The 25,096-nt window shown below is 59.1% G+C and carries 22 protein-coding genes and 1 tRNA gene; 15 read left to right on the forward strand and 8 right to left on the reverse strand.

Going from position 1 to position 25,096, the window contains the following annotated elements; all coding sequences use genetic code 11:
- Positions 1-3 precede the first annotated feature (3 nt).
- The 11 genes from tgt (at position 4) to RIE53_10275 (ending at position 9,364) form a co-directional block, all read left to right on the forward strand.
- Entirely contained in the window at positions 4-1,131 is a 1,128-nt protein-coding gene (gene tgt, locus RIE53_10225) for a tRNA guanosine(34) transglycosylase Tgt (GenBank protein ID MEQ9105065.1), read from the forward strand.
- A gap of 206 nt (positions 1,132-1,337) precedes the next feature.
- Positions 1,338-2,540, forward strand: a complete 1,203-nt coding sequence (locus RIE53_10230; GenBank protein ID MEQ9105066.1) for a 4-hydroxy-3-methylbut-2-enyl diphosphate reductase — start codon at positions 1,338-1,340, stop codon at positions 2,538-2,540.
- Positions 2,527-3,270, forward strand: a complete 744-nt coding sequence (locus tag RIE53_10235) for a class I SAM-dependent methyltransferase (GenBank protein MEQ9105067.1) — start codon at positions 2,527-2,529, stop codon at positions 3,268-3,270. Before RIE53_10230 ends, RIE53_10235 begins: the two co-directional genes overlap by 14 nt.
- Entirely contained in the window at positions 3,267-3,836 is a 570-nt protein-coding gene (locus RIE53_10240) for a hypothetical protein (GenBank protein ID MEQ9105068.1), read from the forward strand. Before RIE53_10235 ends, RIE53_10240 begins: the two co-directional genes overlap by 4 nt.
- Complete coding sequence (locus RIE53_10245; GenBank protein ID MEQ9105069.1) at positions 3,833-4,378, forward strand: hypothetical protein; 546 nt, start codon at positions 3,833-3,835, stop codon at positions 4,376-4,378. Before RIE53_10240 ends, RIE53_10245 begins: the two co-directional genes overlap by 4 nt.
- Positions 4,379-4,418: 40 nt before the next feature.
- A complete protein-coding gene (locus RIE53_10250; protein ID MEQ9105070.1) occupies positions 4,419-5,786 on the forward strand; it encodes a dipeptidase in 1,368 nt (455 codons plus the stop codon).
- Between the two features lie 65 nt (positions 5,787-5,851).
- A complete protein-coding gene (locus tag RIE53_10255; protein MEQ9105071.1) occupies positions 5,852-7,168 on the forward strand; it encodes a M24 family metallopeptidase in 1,317 nt (438 codons plus the stop codon).
- A 36-nt stretch (positions 7,169-7,204) separates the two neighbouring features.
- On the forward strand, positions 7,205-7,651 hold the full coding sequence (locus RIE53_10260) for a DUF1569 domain-containing protein (GenBank protein ID MEQ9105072.1): 447 nt from the start codon (positions 7,205-7,207) through the stop codon (positions 7,649-7,651).
- Entirely contained in the window at positions 7,644-8,156 is a 513-nt protein-coding gene (locus RIE53_10265) for a hypothetical protein (protein ID MEQ9105073.1), read from the forward strand. Before RIE53_10260 ends, RIE53_10265 begins: the two co-directional genes overlap by 8 nt.
- Before the next feature lie 83 nt (positions 8,157-8,239).
- Positions 8,240-8,326 (forward strand) — tRNA-Leu (locus RIE53_10270).
- 126 nt (positions 8,327-8,452) lie between these two features.
- The gene (locus RIE53_10275) at positions 8,453-9,364 is read left to right on the forward strand and encodes a hypothetical protein (GenBank protein MEQ9105074.1); all 912 of its coding nucleotides are present in this window, start codon (positions 8,453-8,455) and stop codon (positions 9,362-9,364) included.
- A 1,863-nt stretch (positions 9,365-11,227) separates the two neighbouring features.
- Here RIE53_10275 and RIE53_10280 read toward each other — a convergent pair.
- The 5 genes from RIE53_10280 to RIE53_10300 form a co-directional block, all read right to left on the reverse strand.
- Complete coding sequence (locus tag RIE53_10280) at positions 11,228-11,620, reverse strand: hypothetical protein (GenBank protein MEQ9105075.1); 393 nt, start codon at positions 11,618-11,620, stop codon at positions 11,228-11,230.
- A gap of 21 nt (positions 11,621-11,641) precedes the next feature.
- Entirely contained in the window at positions 11,642-12,187 is a 546-nt protein-coding gene (locus RIE53_10285) for a hypothetical protein (GenBank protein MEQ9105076.1), read from the reverse strand.
- Between the two features lie 180 nt (positions 12,188-12,367).
- The gene (locus RIE53_10290; GenBank protein MEQ9105077.1) at positions 12,368-13,180 is read right to left on the reverse strand and encodes a hypothetical protein; all 813 of its coding nucleotides are present in this window, start codon (positions 13,178-13,180) and stop codon (positions 12,368-12,370) included.
- Positions 13,181-13,777: 597 nt separating this feature from the next.
- Complete coding sequence (locus RIE53_10295) at positions 13,778-14,413, reverse strand: T9SS type A sorting domain-containing protein (GenBank protein ID MEQ9105078.1); 636 nt, start codon at positions 14,411-14,413, stop codon at positions 13,778-13,780.
- A gap of 924 nt (positions 14,414-15,337) precedes the next feature.
- Positions 15,338-16,555: a site-specific integrase gene (locus RIE53_10300; protein MEQ9105079.1), complete on the reverse strand. Its 1,218-nt coding sequence runs from the start codon at positions 16,553-16,555 to the stop codon at positions 15,338-15,340.
- 203 nt (positions 16,556-16,758) lie between these two features.
- Here RIE53_10300 and RIE53_10305 point away from each other — a divergent pair, with 203 nt between their 5' ends.
- From RIE53_10305 to rimK, 3 genes are read left to right on the forward strand one after another with little or no spacing between them, the layout of a single operon-like run.
- Positions 16,759-18,792 carry a cation:proton antiporter gene (locus tag RIE53_10305; GenBank protein MEQ9105080.1) on the forward strand — a complete coding sequence of 678 codons (2,034 nt, stop codon included), beginning with the start codon at positions 16,759-16,761 and terminating at the stop codon, positions 18,790-18,792.
- Between the two features lies 1 nt (position 18,793).
- A complete protein-coding gene (locus RIE53_10310) occupies positions 18,794-19,261 on the forward strand; it encodes a RimK/LysX family protein (protein MEQ9105081.1) in 468 nt (155 codons plus the stop codon).
- Positions 19,258-20,163 (forward strand): 30S ribosomal protein S6--L-glutamate ligase, encoded by a 906-nt coding sequence (gene rimK, locus RIE53_10315; GenBank protein MEQ9105082.1) that lies wholly within the window; start codon positions 19,258-19,260, stop codon positions 20,161-20,163. Before RIE53_10310 ends, rimK begins: the two co-directional genes overlap by 4 nt.
- 4 nt (positions 20,164-20,167) lie before the next feature.
- Here rimK and RIE53_10320 read toward each other — a convergent pair whose 3' ends face one another.
- Positions 20,168-21,064 carry a GNAT family N-acetyltransferase gene (locus RIE53_10320; GenBank protein ID MEQ9105083.1) on the reverse strand — a complete coding sequence of 299 codons (897 nt, stop codon included), beginning with the start codon at positions 21,062-21,064 and terminating at the stop codon, positions 20,168-20,170.
- Positions 21,065-21,244: 180 nt separating this feature from the next.
- Between RIE53_10320 and RIE53_10325 the strand changes: the two genes are divergently transcribed.
- Positions 21,245-23,215: a DNRLRE domain-containing protein gene (locus tag RIE53_10325; GenBank protein ID MEQ9105084.1), complete on the forward strand. Its 1,971-nt coding sequence runs from the start codon at positions 21,245-21,247 to the stop codon at positions 23,213-23,215.
- 59 nt (positions 23,216-23,274) lie between these two features.
- Here the strand turns inward: RIE53_10325 and RIE53_10330 are convergent, their stop codons facing one another.
- Both RIE53_10330 and RIE53_10335 read right to left on the reverse strand, forming a co-directional pair.
- Entirely contained in the window at positions 23,275-24,051 is a 777-nt protein-coding gene (locus tag RIE53_10330; protein ID MEQ9105085.1) for a sulfite exporter TauE/SafE family protein, read from the reverse strand.
- Between the two features lie 2 nt (positions 24,052-24,053).
- Positions 24,054-25,091 carry a mechanosensitive ion channel family protein gene (locus RIE53_10335; protein ID MEQ9105086.1) on the reverse strand — a complete coding sequence of 346 codons (1,038 nt, stop codon included), beginning with the start codon at positions 25,089-25,091 and terminating at the stop codon, positions 24,054-24,056.
- Positions 25,092-25,096: the final 5 nt, after the last annotated feature.

The following is a 25,096-nucleotide window of genomic DNA, read 5'->3' on the forward strand; positions in this document are numbered from 1 at the left end:
CGGTTGACCTTCACCCTTCAACAGACCGATCCTTCCGGCGCGCGCGCCGGCCGACTCGAGACGGCCCACGGCGTCATTGAAACGCCCATTTTCATGCCGGTGGGCACGCTGGGGAGCGTCAAGGCCGTCTGGCAGCGGGAGCTGGTGGACGAGATCGGCGCACAGATCATACTCGGCAACACGTACCACCTGTACCTGCGCCCCGGCATGGAGGTCATGCAGGCCGCAGGTGGCCTGCACCGCTTCATGCACTGGGACGGTCCCATCCTGACGGACTCCGGAGGATACCAGGTGTTCAGCCTGTCCTCGCGGCGGAAGCTGACCGAGGAAGGCGCCCGCTTCCAGTCGCACATCGACGGATCGTACCACCAGTTCACACCCGAGAACGTCGTGGACACCCAGCGGTCCATCGGGTCGGACATCATGATGGTGCTGGATGAATGCCCCCCGGGCGACGCCACGCTGGACTACGCCCGCAAATCCAATGAATTGACCATCCGCTGGGCCAAGCGGTGCAAGGACCACTTCGAGGCCACGTCGCTGCTGTATGGCCACGACCAGGCCCTCTTCGGGATTGTGCAGGGCGTGGTCTATCCGGAAGTCCGTCGCGAATCGGCCCGGGCCCTGATGGACATCGATTTTCCGGGATACGCCATCGGTGGCCTGTCGGTCGGAGAACCGGCCGAACAGATGTATGCCATGGTGGATGTCGTCGCGCCGCTGCTGCCACAGGACCGCCCCCGGTACCTCATGGGCGTCGGAACGCCGGCCAATCTCCTGGAAAACATCGAACGGGGGATCGACATGTTCGACTGTGTCATGCCCACCCGGAATGGCCGCAACGGCATGCTCTTCACTACAGAGGGCATCATCAACATCAAGAACCGGCGCTGGCGGGAAGATTTCTCGGAAATCGATCCGGGGCTCGACGTGTACGCCTCGCGGCACTTCACCAAGTCCTACCTCCGCCACCTGTTCGTTTCCGGCGAATACCTGGCCTCCCAGATCGCGTCCGTCCAGAACCTCGCCTTCTACCTGTGGCTCATGCGCGGCGCCCGCGGCGCCATCCTCGAGGGCCGCTACGCCGCCTTCAAAGCCGACACCCTGCCCCGGGTGAGCCGGCGACTCTAGCGGCGCGGGGTGCGGCTCAGGGCCCGGATCGGGTGCGGATTGGGGATTTACGGGCCTCCATCTCCCCTCGGAAGGGCAGTCATTTGAGATCCAAACTGGAGATGGCCGACCGGAAATCCCCCAATCCGCGCCCCATGCAACACGGATGCCTGCCCGGACGTTGTACGCCAAAACCCACCCAGGACCCCTAAAGGACCCATCGAGGCATGGCCCGCACATTCGACGTACCCGCCTTTTACCGGAGCCCGATCGTATCGCGCATCAAGGAACAGCGCCGGCTGGAAGATCCGCGAAAGAAGGACCTGTCCCCGTCCGTGCTCGACCACGGATCGGTCACGTTCAAGCTGGCCCGCCATTTCGGGTTCTGCTACGGCGTCGAGAACGCCATTGAAATCGCCTACCGGGCGCTCCGGGAGCATCCGGACAAGCGCATCTTCCTGCTCTCGGAAATGATCCACAATCCCCACGTGAACGACGACCTGCTGTCGCGTGGCATCCGGTTCCTGCGGACCACCGAGGGCGAGCAGCTCATCCCCTTCTCCGAACTGACGCCGGACGATGTCGTCATCATCCCAGCCTTCGGCACCACGCTGGAAGTGGAAAAGCAACTGGCCGACATGGGCATTGACGTGACGGCCTACAACACCACCTGTCCGTTCGTGGAGAAGGTCTGGAAGCGCAGTGACCAGATCGGGCGAAAGGATTACACGGTCATCGTGCACGGCAAGCGGTACCACGAGGAAACGCGGGCCACCTTTTCCCACGCCCAGGCGGTGACCCGGGTCATGGTCATCCGGGACCTGGAGGAGGCCCGGGAACTGGCCCGGTACATCCGGGGCGACGCCGACCGGTCGTTCTTCAATGCGCGTTTTGCCGACCGGACGAGTCCCGGATTCGACCCGGAGCGGGATTTGACCCGGATTGGCGTGGTCAACCAGACGACCATGCTCGCCACGGAAACCGCCGAGATCGCCGCCATCCTGCGCCAGGCCATGATGGATCGATACGGTGCGGATGACCTGCCTGCCCACTTCGCAGACACCAGCGACACCCTGTGCTATGCCACGAATGAAAATCAGGATGCGACGCGCGCGTTGATCGAGGACGGCGCCGACCTGGCCATCATCGTGGGAGGCTCCAACTCCTCCAACACGAGTCATCTGGTGGAGCTGTGCGAGGAGCGTATGCCGACGTTTTTCATTTCCGATGCGTCGCGCATTGACTCCGCCGACCGGATTTCACACTTCGACCTGCACGTGAAGGACTACATCACCACCCAGGGCTGGCTTCCCGCGAAACGCCCGGTCACGGTCCTGCTGACGGCCGGGGCCTCCTGTCCGGACAGCCTGCTGGATGAGGTCATCCACCGCGTGACCGAACTCGTCGGGGATGCGCATGCCCTGGTATAAGGACTGGTTCAATACCGACGCCTACGACCTGGTCTACCGCAACCGGAATGAGGCCGAAGCGCTCCGGCTGGTCGAACTCATCCTGGACACCTGTCGGCCCAATCCCGGTGCACGGGTATTGGACGTGGGCTGCGGCCGCGGTCGGCACGCCATGGCCTTCGCCGAGCGGGGTTTCGACGTGACGGGCGTGGACCTGGCGCAGCGGGCCCTCGAAATCGCCCGGAAATCGGCGGCCGACCGCGGCCTCTCCATCCACTTCGAGCAAGGCGACATGCGGGATGTCCACGCGCCCGCGGCGTTCGACCTGGTGGTCAACCTGTTCACGGCGTTCGGCTACTTCACCGAGCACGAGGAACACCTGCGCGTCGTCAGCGCCCTGCGCTCCGCTGCCAAACCCGGCGCGTGGGTCGTCCAGGACTTCATGAATGCGGATCTTGTCCGTCGTACGTTCATTCCGGAGGACGAACGGACCATCGGAGACGTACACGTGCACCAGAAACGCCATGTGGAGCCCGGTAACGGCGCTTTCGACCGGATCTGCAAGCAGATCACGCTCACGCGGAACGGGGACGCGCACACCTTCAACGAGAGCGTGGCCCTCATTGCCCTGGACGACTTCCGGGGCCTGTACGAAGAGGCAGGCCTGACCCTCGAACACGTATTCGGATCGTACGACGGCGCCCCCTTCGGCCCCGATTCCCCGCGACTCATCCTGTTCAGTCGGTCATGAGCCCGGCCCGGGGTGTCATAGCCTTCCTCCTGGTCGCTGCGCTGTCCGGATGCAGCCTGTTTTCGACGCGTGAACCCGAGGCGCCCATCACCTCGTCGGGTACGTTTTCCCAGCCCGATACGCCAGAGCAGGTCATCGAGAACATCGAGAACGCCGTCCGCGAATTGAACACGCTGAACTACCGTCGCAGCTTGAGTGAAACCCTCGATTTCCAGCCCACCGCATCGGCCGAAGCGCGGGAGCCCGTCTTTGCATCGTGGGATCGGGCACAGGAGGAGCAGTATTTCAGCGCGCTCGTCTCGGCAGCCGAAATGAACACGGGGCACAGCCTGACGCTCAACGACCGGTCGCTGACACTGGTATCGCCCACCGAATTCGTGCTCGATGCCACCTATGTGCTGTCGGTCAACCATCGCCGCACGGAGGCGCCGACCGAGGTGCAGGGAAGGCTCCAGTGGACGCTCGTCCAGCAACTGGACGGGCTCTGGAGCCTGGAGACGTGGATTGACCAGGAGCTCGGCCCGGTCCCGACCTGGAGCGATCTGAAGGCCGAGTTCATGAAATGACCGCCGCCCGCCGACAGATCGCTTCCTGCCTGGCCCGACCGACCCACTGGCTCGGGGCCTTCGTGGTGATTGGTCTGGCCGGGTGCAACCCCTTCGCTCCCGCCCTCGACGACGGCGATGCCTTCGGGGATCTCCTGGGCGACCCCACTACCGTCGAAGGCTTCTTCACCAACTTCCGGAACGCCTACGAATTGCGGGACCTGAGCCTGTACGAAACGCTGCTCGACTCCTCCTTCACGTTCGTCTACCAGGATTTCGATGCGCAGGTGGAGCGCGAATGGGGCTTCACGCAGGACCTGGAGTCCACGCGCCGCCTGTTCCAGAATGCCAGCCTCATCCGCCTGCAGTGGAATCAGATTTTTGCCCAGGATGAGCTCATCCCCGGCATCCGGACCCGCGTGGTACGATCTTTCAACCTGACCGTGACGCTCGAACAGGGTGACGTTTTCCGCACCGACGGGAACGTTAACTTCACGTTGTCCCGTGCCGACTCCCTCACCGCCTGGCGGCTGGAGCGATGGCGCGATGAAAGCGAACTTTGATGCTATTCCCTGACCCTTTCCCTGGCCTGCTGCCTGATCCATGAAGAACCCACTCGCCTACGCTGACCAGCATTTCGACACGTTTGTCGATGATTTGAAGACCTTCCTGCGCATCCCGTCCGTCAGCACGGACCCGGCCCACAAGCAGGATGTGGGAGATGCGGCGCGCTGGCTCGCCGCCCACCTGTCGGCCATTGACCTGGACGGCGTCCAGGTCATGGATACGCCCGGACATCCCGTGGTGTACGCCGAGAAGATCGTGGATCCCGCGGCGCGGACCGTGCTCGTGTACGGCCACTACGACGTGCAGCCTCCCGATCCGCTCGAACTGTGGGAAACCGAGCCGTTCGATCCGGTCGTACGGAACGGGGACCTTTATGCGCGCGGTTCGGCCGACGACAAGGGCCAGCTGTACATGCACGTGAAGGCGGTGGAGGCCTGGTTGGCCACCGACGGCCTGCCCATGAACGTGAAGATGATTTTCGAGGGCGAGGAGGAAATCGGATCGGAGCATTTGCCCGCGTTCCTGGAGGCGCACAAGGACCTGCTGGCGGCCGACGTGGTCATGGTGTCCGATACGGCGCTCTTCGGCACCGGCGTACCCTCCATTACCTACGGCCTGCGCGGCCTGGCCTACGTGCAGGTGACCCTGGAAGGACCCGACCGGGACCTGCATTCGGGCGTCTACGGCGGGGCCATCCATAACCCCATCAACGCGCTGGCCGCCCTGATTGCCGATCTGCATGACGACGACCACCGCGTGACGATTGACGGATTCTACGACAACGTCATCCCGCTGACGGACGAGGAGCGCGCCTCGTTCGCCGAACTGCCCTTCGACGAGGCCGAGTGGCTGGACGAAGTGGGCGCGCCGGCGGCCCGCACCGAAAAAGGCTATACGGCGTGGGAGGCCACGACCGCCCGTCCCTGCCTGGACGTGAACGGCATCTGGGGCGGGTTCACAGGCGAAGGGGCCAAGACGGTGCTCCCGTCGAAGGCCCACGCCAAGATTTCCTGCCGGCTCGTGCCCGGCCAGACCCCGGACGAGATCACCGACAAACTGCGGCGCCATTTCGAGAAGCACACGCCCCCGACCATGAAGCTCACGTTCCGCAACCTGCACGGTGGCCCCGGAGCCCTCGTGGACACGTCCGGGCCGGCCATGCAGGCCGCGGCCGAGGCCATGGAAGGCGTTTACGGCGAGCGGCCGTTCTTCATCCGTGGCGGCGGCTCCATCCCCATTGTGGCCGAATTCAAACGAATCCTCGGCCTCGGAACCGTGCTCATGGGCTTCGGGCTCGACTCCGATGCCATCCACTCCCCCAACGAAAAATTCGGTCTGGACCGTCTGCGCAAGGGCATTGAGACCGCCATCCGCTTCCTGGCCATTTACCCCACGACAAAATGATGACCCGCTTTTCTGCCCGCTCCGGCCCATCCCTCCCGCTCTCCGCCGGGTTTGTGCCTGCAATCATGGCCCTCCTCGTCCTTGCCGGATGCGGCGCCCCACCCCCCGGTCCGCATGCCACCCCCGGAGCCGATGCCGGCCTGTTCACCGGCGATCCCTGGCCCGAAATCCGTGCCGAGCGATTGGATACGCTGCTCCCGGCCGCCATGGAACGGCACGGCATGGACGCATGGATGATCATTTGCCGGGAGAACAACAACGATCCGCTTGCCCGCCACGTGGGATGCGAAAACGCGGGCGGCACCGCGGCCTTCCTGCTCTTCCGCCAGGCAGGTGAAGGCTCAGGTTCAACCGAAAACACCTCCTCCCTGTATTCCGTGGCCGTTTCGCCCGCTGGCGAATCCACGGCCCTGGCCGAAAAGAACATGCTGGATGAGGTCGTATCCATTGGCCGCGGCGTCGGCCTGTGGGGCGAAGTCGCCGCGCAGTTCGAACGCTTCAACCCGGCGGTCATCGGCATCAATACCGGAGGCAGCCCGATTGCCGACGGGCTCTCGCACACGCAGTACGAAAGCATGATGGCAGGCCTTCCGGCCATGTGGACGTCCCGCATGACGTCCGCCGAGCCCCTGGTCCGTACGTGGCTGTCGGTCAAGCTGCCGGCCGAAGTCGATATCATGCGTCGGGCGGCTGAACTGACCGCGCGCTGGGAGGTCGAGGCCTACGCCGAAGTCGTGCCGGGCGTCACCACGGACCGGGACCTGGCCGACATCCTGGAAGAGAAGATGGCCGCCGCCGGCGTGGGCGACGGCTGGTCGCCCGAACAGAACCCGGCCATCAATTCCGGCATGGACCGCGGGCACTCCCACCCGACGGATCGCGTCATCGTGCCGGGCGATTTCATCCAGACGGATTTCGGGATCCGCGTGCATGACATGTGGGTCACGGATATCCAGCGCTTCGCCTATGTCCTGGCTCCCGGTGAAACCGAAGCCCCGGCCGATGCACTCGCAAAGTGGGAAGCCGCCCGCGCAGGCAACCGCGCCGCCTTCGCAGCCATGAAGCCCGGCGCCACGGGAGCCGATGTGGATGCTGCCCAACGGGTGGTCATGGAAGCCAACGGATCCATCCCGGTCATGTGGGGGACGGGACATCCGGTAGGCTACTGGGCCCATGACAGCGGTCCCGGCCTGTCCGGCCGCAGCACATCACAACCGCTTGAACCCGGCATGACGTTCGCCTTCGACGGCTTCCACTCCTGGATGCTCACGGACTCCACCACGAAGACCATTTCGGTTGAAGAAATGGTGGTCATCACGGAAACCGGCGCCGAGTGGCTCACGCCTCCCCAGGAGGACCTGATTCTGATTCCTTCGCGTTGACCTGCCCCGCCCCGCCCAACCATTCGCCCTGCTGCCATGGAACGAAAGAATCTGTTTGACGATGCTGTCTACCAGGACCTCATCGCCCGCGTGAACGCCGTGCAATCCGACGAACAGCGCCAGTGGGGCACCATGACCGCCGGCCAGATGCTGGCTCACTGTACGGAGGTCGTCGAAGTGGCCAACGGCAAATCCCTCCGTGGCACACCGTTCATCATCCGCATGATCGGGGGGCTCATCAAGCGCGTGGTCCTGAACGACAAGCCCTACCCCAAGGATGTCCGTACCCATCCCCAATATGTCATGGACGGGGAGGAAGACCTCGAAGTCCGCCGGCGTGCGCTGATGGATGCAATCAACGCCCTGCGCGCAAACAATGCGTCGCAATTCCAGCACGACCTGTTCGGACGGATGACCCGCGAGGAAGTCGGCTGGGGCATGTACAAGCATCTCGACCATCACCTGCGGCAATTCGGTGTCTGAACCCGACTCCGGCGCTCCCCCCGCTCGTGTGCTGGCGGTGGATCTCGGCCTGCGCTCCGGGCTCGCCTGCTTCGGCGCCGCCGGGCGGCTGCTCTGGTTCCGCTCCACGAATTTCGGCACCCGGGCCCGCCTGAAGCGCGGGGCCTACACCCTGTTGTCCGAATCCCATGCCGCCGGACATCCGATTACGCGGCTCATTGTGGAGGGGGGCGGGGACCTGGCCCCACCATGGTTGCATGAGGCCGCCCGGCGGGGCATTTTCACGCGCCAGATCCATGCGCACGCCTGGCGGGAAGTCTTCCTGCTGGATCGCGAGCAACGATCGGGAAAAGATGCAAAGCGGCATGCCGACCGCCTGGCCCGCCTCGTCGTGGCATGGTCCGACCTGCCCAAGCCTACGTCCCTGCGGCACGATGCCGCAGAAGCCATCATGATCGGGTTGTTCGGGGTCGTGGAAGCCGGGCTCGTTGAACGTTCGGAATTGCCGTTCCGGACCCCCGAATAGGCGACGTGCGGCGCAACTTCGGTCATTCTTCGCGACGGTCGCGTGAAAAACGACCGGAACCGTCGTAAATTGCGTGCCCACCTGCCTCGGTGGCGGAATTGGTAGACGCATGCGACTCAAAATCGTATGTCCGTAAGGACGTGGGGGTTCGATTCCCCCCCGAGGTACCACATAGCAGGCGTAACATGTTGTAATAAAATGTGTTACGTCTGCTTTCTTTTTAGGTGGTAAAGCATATGGTAAAGCTTTCAGCTGAAAACGTCGACGAATTTGCCCGTACGCACGGGTATGATGTCGTGGAATTGCCCGACGATTGGCATTTCTCCCTTCCTGAGGACGTAGAACCACAGTCGTTCGCCTTCCAACTTCCGGCGTACCCGCTCTTTGCCGACCGAAAGTCCTCGTTTGCGGCAACTCTTCCGACAATCGTAACAGATCACCTGCCCCAGTATGACGGGGACGATTGGTATGATCGACATGAGCGACTTGCCGATGGCATTTCTACCAACATTGCTGAGCGGATCACGGCTCTTGTAGGTTATCGGGATCAACTCAAGCGCCGCTTGCTGACATTACTGAAGTCCGACCGGAAGATCTTGGCCGAAATACGAAGGCTACTCGTTGTGATAGCTCAGCAGTGCACAGAGGCATCGAAAGAAAAGGAGCAACAAGACCAGCTCTCTCAATTCTGGCATCACCTGAATCACAGCTATAGCTCCGTGGTTCCCTCGGAGGATAGAGAACGAGACACGCGGTCCATGCTATCTCTCTTTCATCCGTCCGGCCTTCTTGACCGCCAAATCAGAGGAGTCCTCTACCACTTGGAAACCCGGTCCACGTTTTTCAGGACGAGACGGTTCGCCAAGATCGTGACAGACTACACGGACGTTGAGGAACGCATTACGTTTGAACTACACGGCTCTACAGCGATACTTGAGCGACCGAATGCTAATCCGGATGTCGTACGTTCTGAATACAGCATCTCTGACCTTCGCGATATCCTTCAAAGTCGGGATGGCTTTTTTGTGTATCTGGAAAATGTCCTGTTCCAGAAATACGTTACATGGGCTGACAAATACGATGGGTATGTCAAGCTATGTGAGTCGAGTGATGTCAGGGTCAGGTACGGTGGTGTTCAGAGCCTGAAATCCTCTCATCATCGTTGGGCGAAAGAGCGCAGAAGTAAACGACGTTTACAGAACAAGTAAACCATGTTTTCGCTGTGATCTGAGTTGGGTTGCGATCATTGGGGCATGAACAATCACGCTCCATATCAGCCCGGCGGACTCTTCCTTGTCCAAGGAGAAGAGTTACGACGCCTTATTCTCGATGCCGTCTCCACGGTCGTCAAGCAAGAACTCAAGTCACCAAGGGATTCTGCTGAAGCCCAGGTCGCTCCCATTCTGACTCAGCGAGAGGCAGAGAAGTACAGTTCATTGTCCCGTTCCACGCTACTGCGGCTCCGGCAGAGTGGAGATCTACCTTTTGTACAGGTGGGAAGAACTGTCCGGTACCGGAAGTCTGACCTTGACGCCTATATGACTGAAAGGGCAAGGAGGTGTGCCGAATGACTACGACTGCCCTCGGCCATATAACAAGAGTTGAAAGCAACGATTCTTTCCACTTGCATCCAGACTATCCCATTTCAGATGGAGTTGACTGGTTAAGGCTTTACCTGCCTGACTACAATATCAAGGGTCCTGAGTGCTTTCAGATCACGTACGACAATTCCACCCCACCCACAGGACTCTTTCAGTGTGAGTCTTCCGGTGTTGTCTATGGTGGCGCAGCATACTTGAATGGTCCTTGGTTTCGTGTGGTCATTCGGCAACCAAATCCTCACGTACGACCCAAGTGCCATGTTGATTGCTTCGTCAGCAAACGCCACGGCCCATTCAACTTCCCACTTTGTCCTGTCTCCGAGCTTGGGGCCGCAATCGACGACTTGCATTCATCCCTTGATGGCATGGGGTTTCAATTTGACCCTGAGAATGCGGTTATAAGTAAAATTGAGATATCCAAAGACCACCTCTTCCCATATGACCATCGGGACTGCCTCGAAGTATTGGGGCAATGCATTCCGCCATCACAGATGACTCACAGAGCATACGACACGACGCACATGTGGTCGAATGGCAGTCGATCCTTGAAAGTATATGAGAAGCGGATACAACTTGAACAAAAGCTTTCTGATACTCCAAACGTGCTACTGGAACACGCTGCCAAGCTTCCGCAATCTGGTACACTCAGGTTTGAAGTGACCCTCAAGAAGATCGATGTCATCAAACGCGGATTGGGCATCCGATACCTGGGAGATTTGCTGGCGACACCCGATTTGCTAACGCGATACCGGGACAAACAGTTCAGAAAACTCTTAGGGTGGTAAAAAATGAGGAATCAACACCTTGAATGGCTCACCGCCTACTCGGAGTCAGGAACGCTGAAACCGAAAGACTTTTTATTTGACTACGGGGTCGCCATGCTTTTGCAGAGCCTGTATCCGGGTGAGATCGACGCTGTCATCAGAGAACACCTTTCGAGCGATCAGGCTCGCACGGCCTCGAGAATGGTTCGCACCGCCCTCCATCGCTCCGCCCCCTACAGAACTACCCAAAAGAATGGCGTGCCGTGCAGCGAGATCCTGAACGAACTGAAGGGCCTTTTCCCGCCTACCCCCTGACCCCAAGCCCCTCCCCCTTTGTAGGTTCCATATACCCGAGATCAAGTATCGATACGCCTATTCGAAAATGACACCATTCGGACGCTTTCCCAGGTCAACCGGAACGAAATCGGAAACAGAATGCGGGCCGTTTGCTACCTAAAAGATGCTACTGACAATCGACTACATTTATTAACATCTGGGCTACCGAATAGGCACTATTAGCTATCTGAGCCTAAAACTCCCTACAACCCCAATCGTAGGACATTCTACTAGGTGAAACAATGGCTGAGATCCATTGATGTAAGCCTCTAAGTCGCTTGTGGAAATGCAGATGCTTGATTCGATACTCACGGTGTAGGCTTTCCCTAAATCCGGCGCGCCAGAACTGCGAGCCCGCAATATGCACTTGTTATACGGGACGAGCCAAGTCCCCTGTTTCAGGATCCTCGAATGGGCTTGGCTCAGGCGGCAACTCTTCTTCTACTTCCCGAGGCTCGAAGTACTTGTAAAGACTACCCAAGGTCGTCAAGGAAGACGGTTCCGTGTATCTCCTAAAGGTTTTGCCAACACTCACTTTCATGTCGCTGGTAATGGTACAAATCTTGTCTTGCAGATGAGTAACCCTTCCTGTTCCCTTCACTCTTTCTAACTGACCGAGAGATTCACCGGTATCTGGATCTACGATATCATCCCCCAACGTATATATCAGGAATCGTTGACCGTTTTTTACACCGTCAGTTGAACCTGCGTTTAACGCCAATTTGTAGTTACTGATGACCTTCGCAATTTTGATTTCCTTCATTTCATTGACCGCGTTTGAGATTTAGGATAACTGATTACTAAGGAGCAACTTTGGCACTGTTGCTTTCACCATCAACTTCTTCAGTGTATCCACATTTTGATTAGCAACTAACTTCCAAACGTCATCTTCTTCGTCAACGAGACTACCGGTCACCAGTACTTGTATTAATCCATTTTCCTGTATGGTTGTCACGAATCCATACCCAATTAGCCGTTCAAAATCATTTTCCTTCATGAAAACAGAAATGAGCGATTCGTGACCAAAAAGCTCAGATCTTTCCAGCAACAATCCGGCGACTGCCGTTTGCTGATGAGAAGAGGGAGCAAAAGAGGCTTTTACCTTTGGCAAACCGCTTCTGGCTTTAGAAAAAGCTCGACTGGACAAATTGATGAAGATCATCAGCATCACGACGACGATCAGCACCGACGGGACTACCCACTTCAGTCCAACTTTGACGTCAGACAGGCCAAACCATGTTCCGAGTGCAATCACAAGCGAAACCAACGAAAACGATGGTCCATGGGACTGTCTAAAAGATTCTGCTATTTCGGCCCAGTAGCCTTTCATTGCATGTCATATTAAGTGAACTAACGTTGAGGAAGATACAAGGGCTAAACTTGGCGAGTACGTACTACGGCTGGCGGATTTGCGGCGAGCGGACGCTCGCATAACAGAAAGTAATCCTTTCAAGCCGCCACTGCCAGTTGTGCCAGTCGGCAACATGCGCTTGCTATGACGCGACGAAACTCAAACAGGAAGACAATCGAAAACAAAGAGTACTGAAAGAATTAGTGCGATGACATGTAGAAAGAATAGTGAATTTGGAACCCATATTTCTCTAGAAGTGAAGGATCGATAAATACTGGGGTGTTCTCCTCTTCCCAAAGCCTCCCACTCGGCAGCATAAATCGCCGTTTTGAGATGGCTCTCAATCGTATTAATAACTTTGAACTTCCCTCGATTGAGCTGGCCAAAAGATTTGATCAAGCTCCGCCAGGCTAAACACAAAATGGCGCCAGTCAAAAACAATATGGCAATCCCTGCTGCAATAAGATTGTCAGCGCCTGCATTTTGCACTAGGAGACCAGCCGCAGTTAGTAAGGCACCGTTAATGGTTAGAAAAAACGTGTTAACACCTTGACGACGACCAACTAAGCTTTCAGAGCTGCTGACCATGATCTTATACAACTCTAGCACATCCGTTTTGTCTTGTTCTGTTTTGGGTGGCCCGGAAGGAAACAGAATCTTTGAAAATGCCGGTGCGGGCTGCGACTCTTCCCCAAGTTGAAATGCAATTCGGCGTATCGCCTCGCAGTAAACCTCATCTAATTTACGGGTCGGTCTATCTAGGTCTTCATACCTCAACAATGCAGGATGATCACTGTCAAATGCAGCAGTCCATGCTGACCACGCATCATGTACATCGCACTCTGAAACCTCCGCTCCCTTAGCTCTCAACAAAACTGCATACATCCGAAAAAGCGTAACGGAATCACCTTCAGGTACCGCTTCAGTCGGTATCTCACTTCGGATGAGCTCGGCTATTTCGTCGAGGTACATCTACTACACCCAAGTATTGAGCCACTTAACGATCTGGGTAAAGTCCCATCGAATCACATTTTGACTGGGCAACCCGCTAGGAATAACGTGCGTTTTCTCCCGGTTAATTTGGATTCCAAATATGTAATGGTCTTGCCGAGCGGTTTCGGCAATTTCCCACAGAACTGCCTCGGACTGATAGGTTGTCGGTCCAATGAGTACTATCGTTCCCTTTGTTAGGCCGATTCGCCTTTTACACTCGGTCTTCCATTTTGAATCAAACGGGTCTTGGACAGAGTAATCATAGAACTCAATGTCATTCCGCTTGTCCTTGGCATGCTGAGCCAAAAAATCCCGCGCCCATTTGTCTTCCATTTGAAAGCTGATGAATGCCTTTGGCTTGCTCATAATCTATTCATGTTAAGCTATGTGGTGACGGACCATCATACAGCGTGGATCTACAAGCTTCAATAGGTAATACCACCCAAACAGAGCGTCATAACGGCTGGCGGATTTGCGGCGAGCAAACGCTCCCCTGCCAGAAAGTAACCGATTCAGACCGCCTCAGCCAGTCGTGCGAGTCCGCAACATGCGCTTGTTATCCGGAATTCCAATGCGTCACTTCAAAATAACGACGGTTTCTGATTGTGAGGTGCCGTCTGCATCAATTCTGACAAGGTAGACCCCGGGTACAAGTTGCCGATGGATATCAATGGTTTCTCGATAAGTGGTTCGACCATGGTCCGTGGCGTATACCTTTCGACCAGCCATATCAAAGACAGATATTGTTACACCAGAACGCGCATCATGAAGCCTCAGGCGTATGGTCCCATGTGCAGGATTGGGATATACGTCAAATACCTTTCCATGTATATCTGCTTTTGGTTCAACCGAGGTTGGTGAAGAAAGCACCCAGTGGAACAACCAGTCTTCAAATTGTCTTCCCGTTGTTACAAACTCACTGCTCGAGATAATGGATACGTGCGTAGCCACCCACTCACCAGCATCGACGGTGGTGACTGACAGCGTTTCCAGCTCTATTCGCTTCAATCCATCTGGCCCAGCAGCCACCAACATCCCCAAACCGGATGAGTACGCGGCGTCATAGATGACAAACGGCAGCCGATCTTCGAAGAGAGGTGCAAACTGTGATTCCATTGCCTGTCGCTTCAAAATACCTGATGAGTGGACCAAATAAGTCGCTCCCGCTTCGTCCCGAAATGCCTCCTGCAGGCGAGCAAACAAATCTGGCATGACAGACTCCCAAGTCCAACCACCATCTCGGGATTCCACAACTTCGGACGACTCCCTTTGGTAATCGAACGTATGTGCGACATACGTCTGTGGCGCTACCTTAAATATGCCACCCGATTCCAGCATACCAGGTCCTGGTCGACTATGAACGGACCTGGTATGCCAATTAGCACCTCCGTCAACGGATACTTCAATCGACTGATCACCGAGCAATATCAAAGTGTCCGCACCGGCTGGTGTATAGTCGAACACCCGTCCTACGTTCGGCAAGGAGAAATCAGGTTTGCTCCACCCCAGTTGATCCGGCCGTAGGGAAATGATTCCTTGTCGGACCCCACTCACATAGGCAACAGAGTCCGTAGAAACATTCAGGGCCATCGAGCTGAAACTGTCCAGACGCTCGAGAGACCAGGAACTGAAATTGCGAGAATGATAGACGTTGCCCTGAACGTCCAGCACGACAGTCCATCCGTCTGGCGATGTCTCAACCTGGAGGATAGGACTGGAAGCAGCGAGCACCACTTGGCGTTCGAATGCTTGACCCGATGTGAATCCTGCCGTGACTATGCAAAACGCGAATATTCCGAGAGTGTACTTCAAATAGTGACAATTCTTGTTAAAAGGCTTGCCATAGGTTATAACAACGCACTCAGAGAGAACAGGCACAAATTCCGGATAACATGTGTTCTACGGCCAACCAGTATGCAATTCCGGGCCTGTTTAGTGGATTGACCTGCCCATATTGTACGGAATTAAGCCGGAGAGTACCTACTCGCACCGTCTTGCGAAATTTGTCTCCAGATATCGCAATTCCGTATATCACTCCTTTGGATCATCAGATTGGGACATGCGCTCGGCAATCCTGCCCTCAGTAGAACCATATCGTCTAAACCCCCTGCCACTCGAACGGGTGGCGATTGTGGCTTACCCGAAAATCCGATCCATCTCCTTGTCCAATCCGCTCTCGTCGAACGATGCCAAGTATCGCTCTGTGATTTTGAGGTCCGAATGCCCCATCGCTTTTGAGATGTCATACAGCGACGAGTTGGACCGCCTCATGTAGTCAGCGAATGAGTGTCGAGCCGTGTGGAATGTCAGGCGAATGTCGATTCCTGCGAGACGGGCAATCTTCTTGAGATTGCGATTCACCATGGCATTTTGAGAGGAGATCGGTCTCATCAGATTGCTCTTGCCTTCATCCAGTTCGTCAGCGATCAGGGGAAACACCCTTCGGGCTGGATCAGGGTGTTCAGGTCGATAGTGCCTCAGTATCTCCTTTGCTTGAGGAACCAGCCGTATCTGCTTTCTTCTGCCGGACTTCTGCATGGTGTATACCACGTGGTCTCCTCTCTCACAGGTCCACGTCAACTTGCACAGATCCGTAAACCGCATTCCAGCAGTGTAAAAACTGAATAGAAAGCAATTCTTGGCGTGCCAAACCCTGCTGCCTTTCTCGAGCTGAAGCTGTTCGATTCTACTGATCTCCTCCATACTCAGTCGTTCCGACGTAGACCGGGGTTCTCTGATGGAGTACCATAGAAATGCATCGTCTTCCGGCTTGATCTCGTTGTTCCGCACGGCTCTCTTGACAATCGCTCGAATGGCCTTCATGTCGGACGCGACGGTCGACTGACTGTTCTTGCAGTGCTGGTAGAGGAACCCCTCGTAGGCACGCAGAAATGCTGGCGTAATGCGTGTCAATGGAAGGTCTGAAGCGCCGTGATACTCTCTCAGCTTGTTGAACACGGATCGGTATCGTCTGGCTGGATGCGGACTGTCCGTGGAATGGAACTCCGCTATGCGAGAGTCTGCGAGTTTAAAGATGTCATCGCTTGATGTGCGTTTCCCGCGTACCAGTCGCTCCGTGATGTCCTTGGCCTCAAAGAGCCCCTCTTTCGTCTGCAATTCCAGGGCAATCCCCTCAGCTTCTGAAATCAGTTTTGAGACGGACGCATTGAGTATAGCTGCGTTGGGATGGCTTCGGCGTACCTCTGCCTTATTCGAGTTCCATTCCGACTTCTTAACTCGCAAGCCTGTCGAACGATAGGAAGTTTCTCCTCCCTCAGCAACCCTGATCCTTATTGAGGACGTACCGTCCGGATTTACTTGATAGGTCCAAAGGACGGCTGTAATGGTTGCCATGGTAAAGCATATGGTAAAGCTTTCTCTTGCTTCTACTCAAATCCACTCACGTCACATTGTTCCATAACGTCGTCTAAAGTCTCTATATTGCGTCTTCCTGCGTCCTTTTGCTTCTGGACGTTGCATTGTTGGACTTCCCCCCGAGGTACAAGACAGACACTCTGCAGTACATTGAGGTACCCACAACCTCTCTTCATGTACGTATGCCTGTCTTCGCCGCCGGAACGGTTCCACCCTTCTTCGTCGACGTCGCGCTGCTCATCCTGGCCAGCGCCGCCATCGCCTACCTCTGCTACCGGCTCGGCATCATCCCGATCGTCGGCTTCCTGATTACAGGCGTCATCATCGGGCCGAAGGCACTGGGCATTGTATCGGACCCCGAAATCGTGAACGCAGCGGCCGAAGTGGGCGTGCTGCTCCTCCTGTTCACCATCGGGATTGAATTCAGCCTGGAAAAACTGGCGCGCATCCAGCGGCTCATTTTCGGCGCCGGCGGGCTGCAGGTGGGATTGGCCACCGTCCTCACCATGGGGATCCTGCTGGCCTTCGGGGTATCGTGGCAGGCCAGTCTGTTCACGGGCTTCCTCGTCGCGCTGTCCTCCACCGCCATCGTACTGAAACTGCTGGGAGACAGCGGTGAAATCGACGAGCCCCACGGTCAGGTCGGCCTCGGACTGCTCATTTTCCAGGACCTGGCCATCATCCTCATGGTCCTGCTGGTGCCGCTCCTGTCGGGCGACGGCGGCTCGCCGCTCGCCATCACGTGGGCCCTCGGAAAAGCGGTCCTGATCATTGTGGCCGTACTGCTGGTGGCGCGGCGCATCATGCCGATCTTCCTGGAGAAAGTGGCCCGGACGTGTTCGGCGGAGCTGTTCCTGCTGACGGTCATCGGTATTTGCTTCGGTACCGCGTACCTGACCAGCCTGGCCGGCGTGAGTCTGTCCCTGGGCGCCTTCCTGGCGGGTATCGTGGTGAGTGAAAGCCGGTTCAGCGAGCACGCCATGGGCGAAATCATGCCGCTTCAGATCCTGTTCAGTGCCACGTTCTTCGTATCGGTCGGCATGTTGCTGGATCTCGGATTCCTGATGGGCAACCTGCCCCTCGTGCTGGGTGTGGTGGTGCTGGTCATCGTGCTGAAGGTCGTGACCACCGGCGTGGCCGTGCGTGCCCTCGGATATCCCCTGCCCATCGCGGCCGGATCGGCCTTCATGCTGGCCCAGATCGGGGAGTTCTCCTTCGTACTCGAGCGCACCGGACGGGAAGCCGGGCTCTATCCCGCCGGCATGGCCGAAGCCGGAAGCCAGACCTTCATTGCGGCCACGGTACTGGTGATGATCCTGACGCCGACGCTCAACTCGTTCGGCAACCGTCTTCGCGAGCGCCTCACGCCCTACGATGCGCCCGCGCCGGACACCGACGACCCGGACATGGTCCACGGCCATCTGCCGGAGTTGTCCGGGCATGTCATCGTGGCCGGATTCGGCGACGGGGCGCGCGTGCTGTGCCGCATTCTGCACGGACAGGGCATCCCGCATGTCGTGCTCACGCTCAGCCCCCACGGCGCAACCGAGGCGGAAGACATCGGCATTCCCGTGCTGCGGGGAGATTATTCCCGGCAGCGGACCCTGGAACTGGCCCACGTATCGAAGGCAGCCATCCTGGTCATCCCGGACGACCTGCCCGGCATGGCCCATCGGGTGGCGCAGGTGGCGCGCACGTTGAACCCGGACATGCAGATCATCGCGCGTACCCGGTCCCGTTCGGATGTCGAAGGACTCCGCCATGCCGGGGCCGACCTGGTCGCGGCCGATGAACTGGAGAGTATCCTGGAACTGACGGAGCGCATCCTGGAGAGCCGCGAGCGCCCGGCCGACGCCATCCACGAACTGCTGCAGGCCATCCGCACGGGGTCGCCCAACGCACATGCCGCATCAACCGTATCCCCGGAATCCATGACGGTCGAACTCGTGCTGAAAGGGGACGGCTGCGCGCACACCGGGGACCTCCACCCCGTCCAGGTCGTCGAACCGACCGTCTGCCAGGCCTGTCGGGAGCAGGGTGACTCGTGGGTCCACCTCCGCGTCTGCATGACGTGTGGACACGTGGGCTGCTGCGATTCCTCCAAGAACAAGCACGCCACGCGCCACTTCCAGGAGACCGGGCACGCCGTCATGCGTTCAATCGAGCCCGGTGAGACGTGGGGCTGGTGTTACGTGGACGAGAAGTGGTTGAAATAGCATGCGTGAATTTGAATACGACGGGACAGGACCCGATATCCCCGTCGGATGGCGCGAATGGGTGGCCCTGCCCGACATCGGGCTGAAGGGGCTCAAGGCGAAGGTCGATACCGGCGCACGGTCATCGTCCCTGCACGCCGAGGATATTGAAACCTTCGAAGAAGAAGGGCGTGAGCGCGTTCGCTTCAAGGCGCACGACGGCCATGTCTGCGTGGCGGATATCCACGACAAGCGGACGGTTACGAGTTCCACGGGGCATAGCCAGGATCGCTATTTCATCCGGACCCGGATGGTCATCGGATCGGTGACCTGGCTGATTGACCTCTCCCTGTCCAACCGCAAACGCATGAAATTCGGCATGCTGTTGGGAAGGGAAGCCATGCAGGGCCGGATGACCGTCCACCCGGCCAAATCCTTCCTGCAGGGTCGCCCTCACATCCCCCCATCTGAACCAAGCAACCCTCCGTGAACATTGCCATCCTTTCCCGTGACTCCGAGCTGTACTCCACGCGTCGACTGGTCGAGGCAGCGGAGGCCAGGGGCCACGACGTGCGAGTCATTGACCACCTGCTCTGCTACATGAGCCTGGCGGCCAACAAGCCCGCCATCCACTATCAGGGAGAGGATCTCACCGGGTTCGATGCCATCATTCCCCGGATTGGTGCGTCCGTCACATTCTACGGCACGGCCGTCGTCCGGCAGTTCGAGATGATGGGGGTGTACAGCATAAACGAATCGGTGGCCATCAGCCGGTCGCGGGACAAGCTCCGCTGCCTGCAGCTGTTGTCGCGCAAGGACATCGGCATCCCGGTCACGGGATTCGCCCACTCCACGAAGTCTACCGACGATCTCATCAAGATGGTGGGCGGCGCACCCCTCATCGTGAAATTGCTCGAGAGCACCCAGGGCAAAGGGGTCATCCTGGCCGAAACCAAGAAGGCGGCCGAAAGCACCATCGAGGCGTTCCGGACGCTCAAGACCAAATTCCTCGTCCAGCACTTCGTGAAGGAAGCCAACGGCGCCGACATCCGGTGTTTCGTCATCGGGGACCGCGTCGTCGCGTCCATGATCCGTCAGGGCGGTACCGGAGAATTCCGATCCAACCTGCACCGCGGTGGCACCGCCAGCAAGGTCAAGATTACCCCGCTCGAGCGCGATACGGCCGTCCGTTCGGCCAAAATCATGGGCCTGAACGTGGCCGGTGTGGACCTCCTGCGCTCCGACGAGGGACCCAAGGTGCTCGAAGTCAATTCGTCACCCGGGCTCGAAGGCATTGAAGGCGCCACCGGAATAAACGTGGCCGACAAGGTCATTGCGTTCGTCGAGAAGCACGCGAAGGAAGGCAAGACCAAGACCCGCGGACGGGGTTGAGGGGTCAAGCCGTGCTCTTGCACCAGACGTTCATCGACTCCCATCCGTCGGGCATGCGGCAGTTGTTGACCTGACGACCCGTGTACTCGTATCCCAGTTTGGCCAGCACCATGTTCATGCCCACTTCCTGGGCGCGCGCCGTGGAATAAAGGTCCGTAATGCCGTAGCGTGATTTCACGTCTTCCTCCAGCTCCCGGATGAGGTATCCCATGAGGCCCTTGCCCTGGTACGGTTCGTACGTGGCACACTCGGTGACCTCGCCGGTCCGGTTGCCCAGATCGATTTCAATGGTGGCACATGCCACGATGCCGCCGTCCTCGTCCATGGCCACCCGGTACACGGTCCGCTGTGACAGGATCATCCGGCGGATTTCCTCGGGAGAGATGTCCTTGGGATATGCGTCGAACGTGTGGTTCAGCAGATTCGACAGCCGCTCGGCGTCGACTTCCGATGCCAGGCGGGTCCGCAGACCGTCGGCCAGCGAGGGCGTGTCTTCGTCCTTGTCCTGGGCCAGGGCAACGATGTCGTCGAATTCCTTGGATTTCTCCTCAAGGGCGCGTTCTTCATCGGAGTAGCGCACCCAGAGATAGGCGTCGTCGCCGCCGCGGAAATATCCACGGATGAAGCCTTCGGAATGGAATCCGAGCTTCTCCCAGCTTTTGTCGTCGGACGTGGAATAGACGACGAGTTTGGAAAACGGCGTATCGCCTTCGAACGATTCAATCAGCGCTTCGCCGTTCTCGGAATCCATGGCCGCCGCATCCACGGAGAACATCTTGAGCCGGTCATTCTGGAAATCGAGCGTCGACACCGAGTCGCTGAGTTCTCCCGGAAATCGGACGTGGCGGGAAGTGCCTTCGCGGGGTGGGCTGACGTCGAGGAGGGCTTTGGTATGTACCATGGTCCCGGATCGGTTCTGGTTCTCTGAAGAATAGGCTATCCCCCAATATCGGGGTGCAATAACGGACTATCAAACAGATCGCCTTGCAATAACGGGTATTAAAGGGGATTTCATGCAGAACGGGTCGTCGGACGTTGCCGGACACCTTAACTCCGGTCCGATCGGGTCGAAACCCTCCGCATGAACCGTCTTCTCCATATCGTTCTCGCCGCGCTCATCCTCGGCTCGGCGAGCGCCCGCGCACAGACAGCGGTCATCCCGGCCGCCGAGGATACATGGATTGACGCGGTGGCCCCGACCGTCGACAACAGCGCCCAGTCCATCCTGGAGGCCGACGGGGATCCCCTGGCGGTCACCCTCCTCCGCTGGGACCTCACCAGCATTCCTTCCCCTGCATTCGTTTTGGATGCGCGCATCCGCGTGCGGCTCACGAACGGCTCGGTCGATGCATTCCACCTCTACGGCCTCCCCGAACCCTGGGACGCGGCCGAGCCCACCGATGCGTCGCGACGGGGCATTGTCCCCCTGGGTGTGTTGACGGCCCCCTCATCGGGGACGCACTTCATCGAACTGACCGACGCGGGCCTGCAGGTGGTCCAATTCTGGCTCGACCGGCCGGAAAAGAACTTCGGGCTGGTCCTGGCGCCCGCCGGACAGGGTACTGACGGGATCGAACTGGCGTCCTCCGAGGCCGCCTCGGCCGATATCCGGCCGGCCCTCGAACTTGAATACGTAACCTCACAGGTTACATTTGAGAACCGGCCCCCGGATGGCCTGGTGACCGTGGACCGGCCGTCGGGCAGCGCCCCGTTGACCGTCCGCTTCGACGCCACCGCATCGGTCGACCCGGAAGGCGGGTCGGTCACCGCCGAATGGACGTTCCCGGATGGCACGACGGCCACCGGAGCCACCACATCGTACGTGTTTTCAGCGCCGGGTGCAGCCGAGGTCACCGTCCGGTTGACCGACGCCCTCGGTGCCACGACGGTCCTGTCCCTTCCCGTTGATGTCCGCGAGCCGAACACCGTCACGGGCGCACTCGTGAATGGTGTGAACGGATACGACGGCATGACGGACACCAAGATCAAGGCCGACGCGCCCACCACGGCGCACGGGGCCGACCCGAACCTGGAGGTCGACGGCGACCCGGACTACGCCACGCTCCTGCGCTGGGACCTGACCGGGATTCCGGCAGGCGTGACCATTACCGGCGCCGCCATGGACGTGCAGATTTCGAATACCAGCGGGGATGCCTATCCGGTCTACGCGCTGCTCCGGCCATGGAATGAAATGCAGGCAACCTGGGAAGTGGCCGCGGAAGGCGTGCCCTGGGCGGTCCCGGGCGCGCAGGGACCAACGGATCGCTCGGCGGTCGTGGTGGCGGAGTACCGGCCAACGACCACAGGTCCCCGTTCGCTGACCTTCAACGAGGACGGGGTGGCCCTCTTCCAGCAGTGGGTGGACCATCCGGAAACGAATTTCGGCGTGATCGCGCAGGAGTTCGATCGCGCGGCGGATGGCGTGGATTTCTTCTCGTCGGACCATCCCGACATTGCGGTCCGTCCCGTGCTCCGCCTGTCCTGGGTCGTACCGGAACCGCCACCGGCCCTCGGACCGCCCCCGCTCGGCCTGTTGGCCGTGCCCGGCAATGCGCCCGGGGCATGGTCATTCACGGCCACGACATCGCCCGACGCCGCGGTGACGTGGATGATCGGCGATGAAACGCAGGCGGGGCTCGGCGCATCGGCCACCTTTGACGGCGCGGGCGTGCACGTGGTGCGGGCCACCGCAAGCCGGCCAGACGGGGGTTTGAGCGTCGCATCGACCAGTATCCGGCTGGAAGCGGGCCGCTGGCCGCCAGTGGACCTGGGCATCCAGAAACCGCTCGGCGTGGACATCCTGTCCGTCTATCCGAATCCGTCACGCACGCTCGGCACGGCGCGGGTGGCGTTGCCGTCCGACGACACCGTGGAGCTGTCCCTGCACGATGTGTTGGGCCGCCGGGTGTGGTCCGGGGTGTTCACGACGGGGCCGGAGGACATCCGTGAGGTCGCGCTGCCGGTGGACCGGTTGGCTCGGGGAACGTACGTATTGTTTGCGCAGTCCCGGGGCGGCAAGGGCACGGATTCGCATGTGATGGCGGTGCAGTGAGTGGTTCGGGCGTGGATTATACCAGGTCGGGATGGGTTCGGGCGTGGATTGAGGGGATTTCAGAATTCGGAGAGGAACTTGATGGCGGCCAGCGCCACCATGACAATGAGCAGCCGGTGGATCCAGACGTCGGCGTGGGGCATGGGGACAATGTACTTGACGCCCAGCCAGGCTCCGATGGACTGGAAGAAGGCCATGGCCAGGCCGTATCCGAAATGAACCTGGTCGTACCACAGGAAGATGGCGAGCGTGGGCAGGCCGTAGGCGGCCACGATAAGCAGTTTGACGGCGTTGCCGCTTGAGAGCGTGTAGCGCGAAATGAGCACCAGCGCGGCCAGCAGGAAGATGCCGACGCCAGCCTGGATGAACCCGCCGTAGACCCCGATCAGGAAGAACACGACAACGGCCACGGGCGATCGGCTGCGCTCCAGGGAGACCGGCATCTCGTGGATCCAGCGCGAGGGCCGGGCCACCAGGATGACCAGCATGACCAGCATGAGCACGCCCAGCACCAGGTTCATGGTCTCTGCGTCCAGGCCCACCGCAATACGTGAGCCGACCAGCGCTCCCGCGAGGGCGCTGACCACGGGACGAGAGGCACCGTCCAGGTTCATGCGCCCCGTCCCCCGGTAGGTGGCGAGTCCGGTTACGGTCTGCAGGATGACGCCAATCCGGTTCGTGCCGTTCGCCACCGGGGCCGGCAGGCCGCAGATGAACACGAATATGGGCAAGGTGATAAGCGATCCGCTCCCCGCGAGGGTGTTGACGCCCCCCGTCACCACACCGGCCACGGCGAACAGGACCATGTTCCACACGGAAAGGTCGATTTCCCACACGATCAGCGCGGCCCCCAGGGCATGTCCTTCAGGGCCTTGGCCCCATCGATGAACAGCTGCAGATGCGGGAACGGAATCTCGATGCCCGCCTCACGCAGCGCGTAGAACACCTTCTCGGTGTACTCGAACCGGATGGGGACCTCGTTCGCGGTTTCGTGCACGTAGAAGCGCAGCGCCATGTCCACGCTGGAATTGTTGAGCTGCGTGACGGCCACGCTCGGCGGGGGGTCTTCCAGGATCCGCTTGTCTCCCTCGATGGTGGCCAGCACGACGCGACGGGCTTCATCCGGCGCTTCCTTGTAGGCAATCCCGAACATCACCTCTATCCGGAGCAGTCCCCGGATGGAGTGGTTCACGAGCTTCTGGTTGATCATGAGCATGTTGGGCATGACCATGACCTCGTTATTCAGCGTGCGGAGACGCGTGGAGCGGAGTGTGATTTCCTGGACGGTCCCGTAGGTCCCGTTCACGTCCACCTGGTCCCCCACCCGGAACGGACGATCAATCAGGATGGTCATCCCGGAGATGAAGTTCTCCAGGCTGTCCTTGGCGGCAAAGCCGAGAGCAATACCCGCAATCGAGAGACCCGCCAGCAGCGCCGTCACATTCACCCCGAACTGCGCCAATACCATGATGATGATGAATGTCCAGGCAACAACCGTCATGGTCTTGAGGACGAGGCTTTCCAGCCCCTTGTCCACGCTCGTGCTGCCTCGCAATCCCCGCTCGGTGGCCTTTCGGATGAGCCGGTAGACCAGGTACATGAGCACCAGGACCAGCGTGGCGCTGACAAAATCCGGGATGAAGCGGATGAGCAGGAATTGCCAGACCCCCTCCACGCGACTCAACGCACCTTCCACATCCCCCGAGAGCAGCATGGATACCGTATTTCCGACGTCGCGGCCAATGGCGCCAATGGTATCCAGCGAGTCGGCGGCGGCAGATTCGGCCAGCAGCGTAGAATCGGAAAGCGCCGCGGAGTCCGGCGCAGCGAGTTGTCGTGCGAGCGAGTCCTGGAGCGTCGCGTCCTGGAATGGCATGTGGG

The organism is Rhodothermales bacterium (assembly GCA_040221055.1).
In the GTDB taxonomy this organism is placed as follows: domain Bacteria; phylum Bacteroidota; class Rhodothermia; order Rhodothermales; family UBA10348; genus 1-14-0-65-60-17.

Excerpts from the sequence above, each read along its gene's own strand:
- RIE53_10245 (MEQ9105069.1), top strand. The coding sequence starts at position 3,833 with ATGACCGCCGCCCGCCGACAGATCGCTTCCTGCCTGGCCCGACCGACC.
- RIE53_10250 (MEQ9105070.1), top strand. The coding sequence starts at position 4,419 with ATGAAGAACCCACTCGCCTACGCTGACCAGCATTTCGACACGTTTGTC.
- RIE53_10310 (MEQ9105081.1), top strand. The coding sequence starts at position 18,794 with ATGCGTGAATTTGAATACGACGGGACAGGACCCGATATCCCCGTCGGA.
- RIE53_10240 (MEQ9105068.1), top strand. The coding sequence starts at position 3,267 with ATGAGCCCGGCCCGGGGTGTCATAGCCTTCCTCCTGGTCGCTGCGCTG.
- RIE53_10235 (MEQ9105067.1), top strand. The coding sequence starts at position 2,527 with ATGCCCTGGTATAAGGACTGGTTCAATACCGACGCCTACGACCTGGTC.
- RIE53_10260 (MEQ9105072.1), top strand. The coding sequence starts at position 7,205 with ATGGAACGAAAGAATCTGTTTGACGATGCTGTCTACCAGGACCTCATC.
- RIE53_10320 (MEQ9105083.1), bottom strand. The coding sequence starts at position 21,064 with ATGGTACATACCAAAGCCCTCCTCGACGTCAGCCCACCCCGCGAAGGC.
- RIE53_10325 (MEQ9105084.1), top strand. The coding sequence starts at position 21,245 with ATGAACCGTCTTCTCCATATCGTTCTCGCCGCGCTCATCCTCGGCTCG.
- RIE53_10300 (MEQ9105079.1), bottom strand. The coding sequence starts at position 16,555 with ATGGCAACCATTACAGCCGTCCTTTGGACCTATCAAGTAAATCCGGAC.
- RIE53_10285 (MEQ9105076.1), bottom strand. The coding sequence starts at position 12,187 with ATGAAAGGCTACTGGGCCGAAATAGCAGAATCTTTTAGACAGTCCCAT.
- RIE53_10335 (MEQ9105086.1), bottom strand. The coding sequence starts at position 25,091 with ATGCCATTCCAGGACGCGACGCTCCAGGACTCGCTCGCACGACAACTC.
- RIE53_10290 (MEQ9105077.1), bottom strand. The coding sequence starts at position 13,180 with ATGTACCTCGACGAAATAGCCGAGCTCATCCGAAGTGAGATACCGACT.
- RIE53_10230 (MEQ9105066.1), top strand. The coding sequence starts at position 1,338 with ATGGCCCGCACATTCGACGTACCCGCCTTTTACCGGAGCCCGATCGTA.
- RIE53_10305 (MEQ9105080.1), top strand. The coding sequence starts at position 16,759 with ATGCCTGTCTTCGCCGCCGGAACGGTTCCACCCTTCTTCGTCGACGTC.
- RIE53_10255 (MEQ9105071.1), top strand. The coding sequence starts at position 5,852 with ATGGCCCTCCTCGTCCTTGCCGGATGCGGCGCCCCACCCCCCGGTCCG.
- RIE53_10295 (MEQ9105078.1), bottom strand. The coding sequence starts at position 14,413 with ATGCCAGATTTGTTTGCTCGCCTGCAGGAGGCATTTCGGGACGAAGCG.
- RIE53_10280 (MEQ9105075.1), bottom strand. The coding sequence starts at position 11,620 with ATGAAGGAAATCAAAATTGCGAAGGTCATCAGTAACTACAAATTGGCG.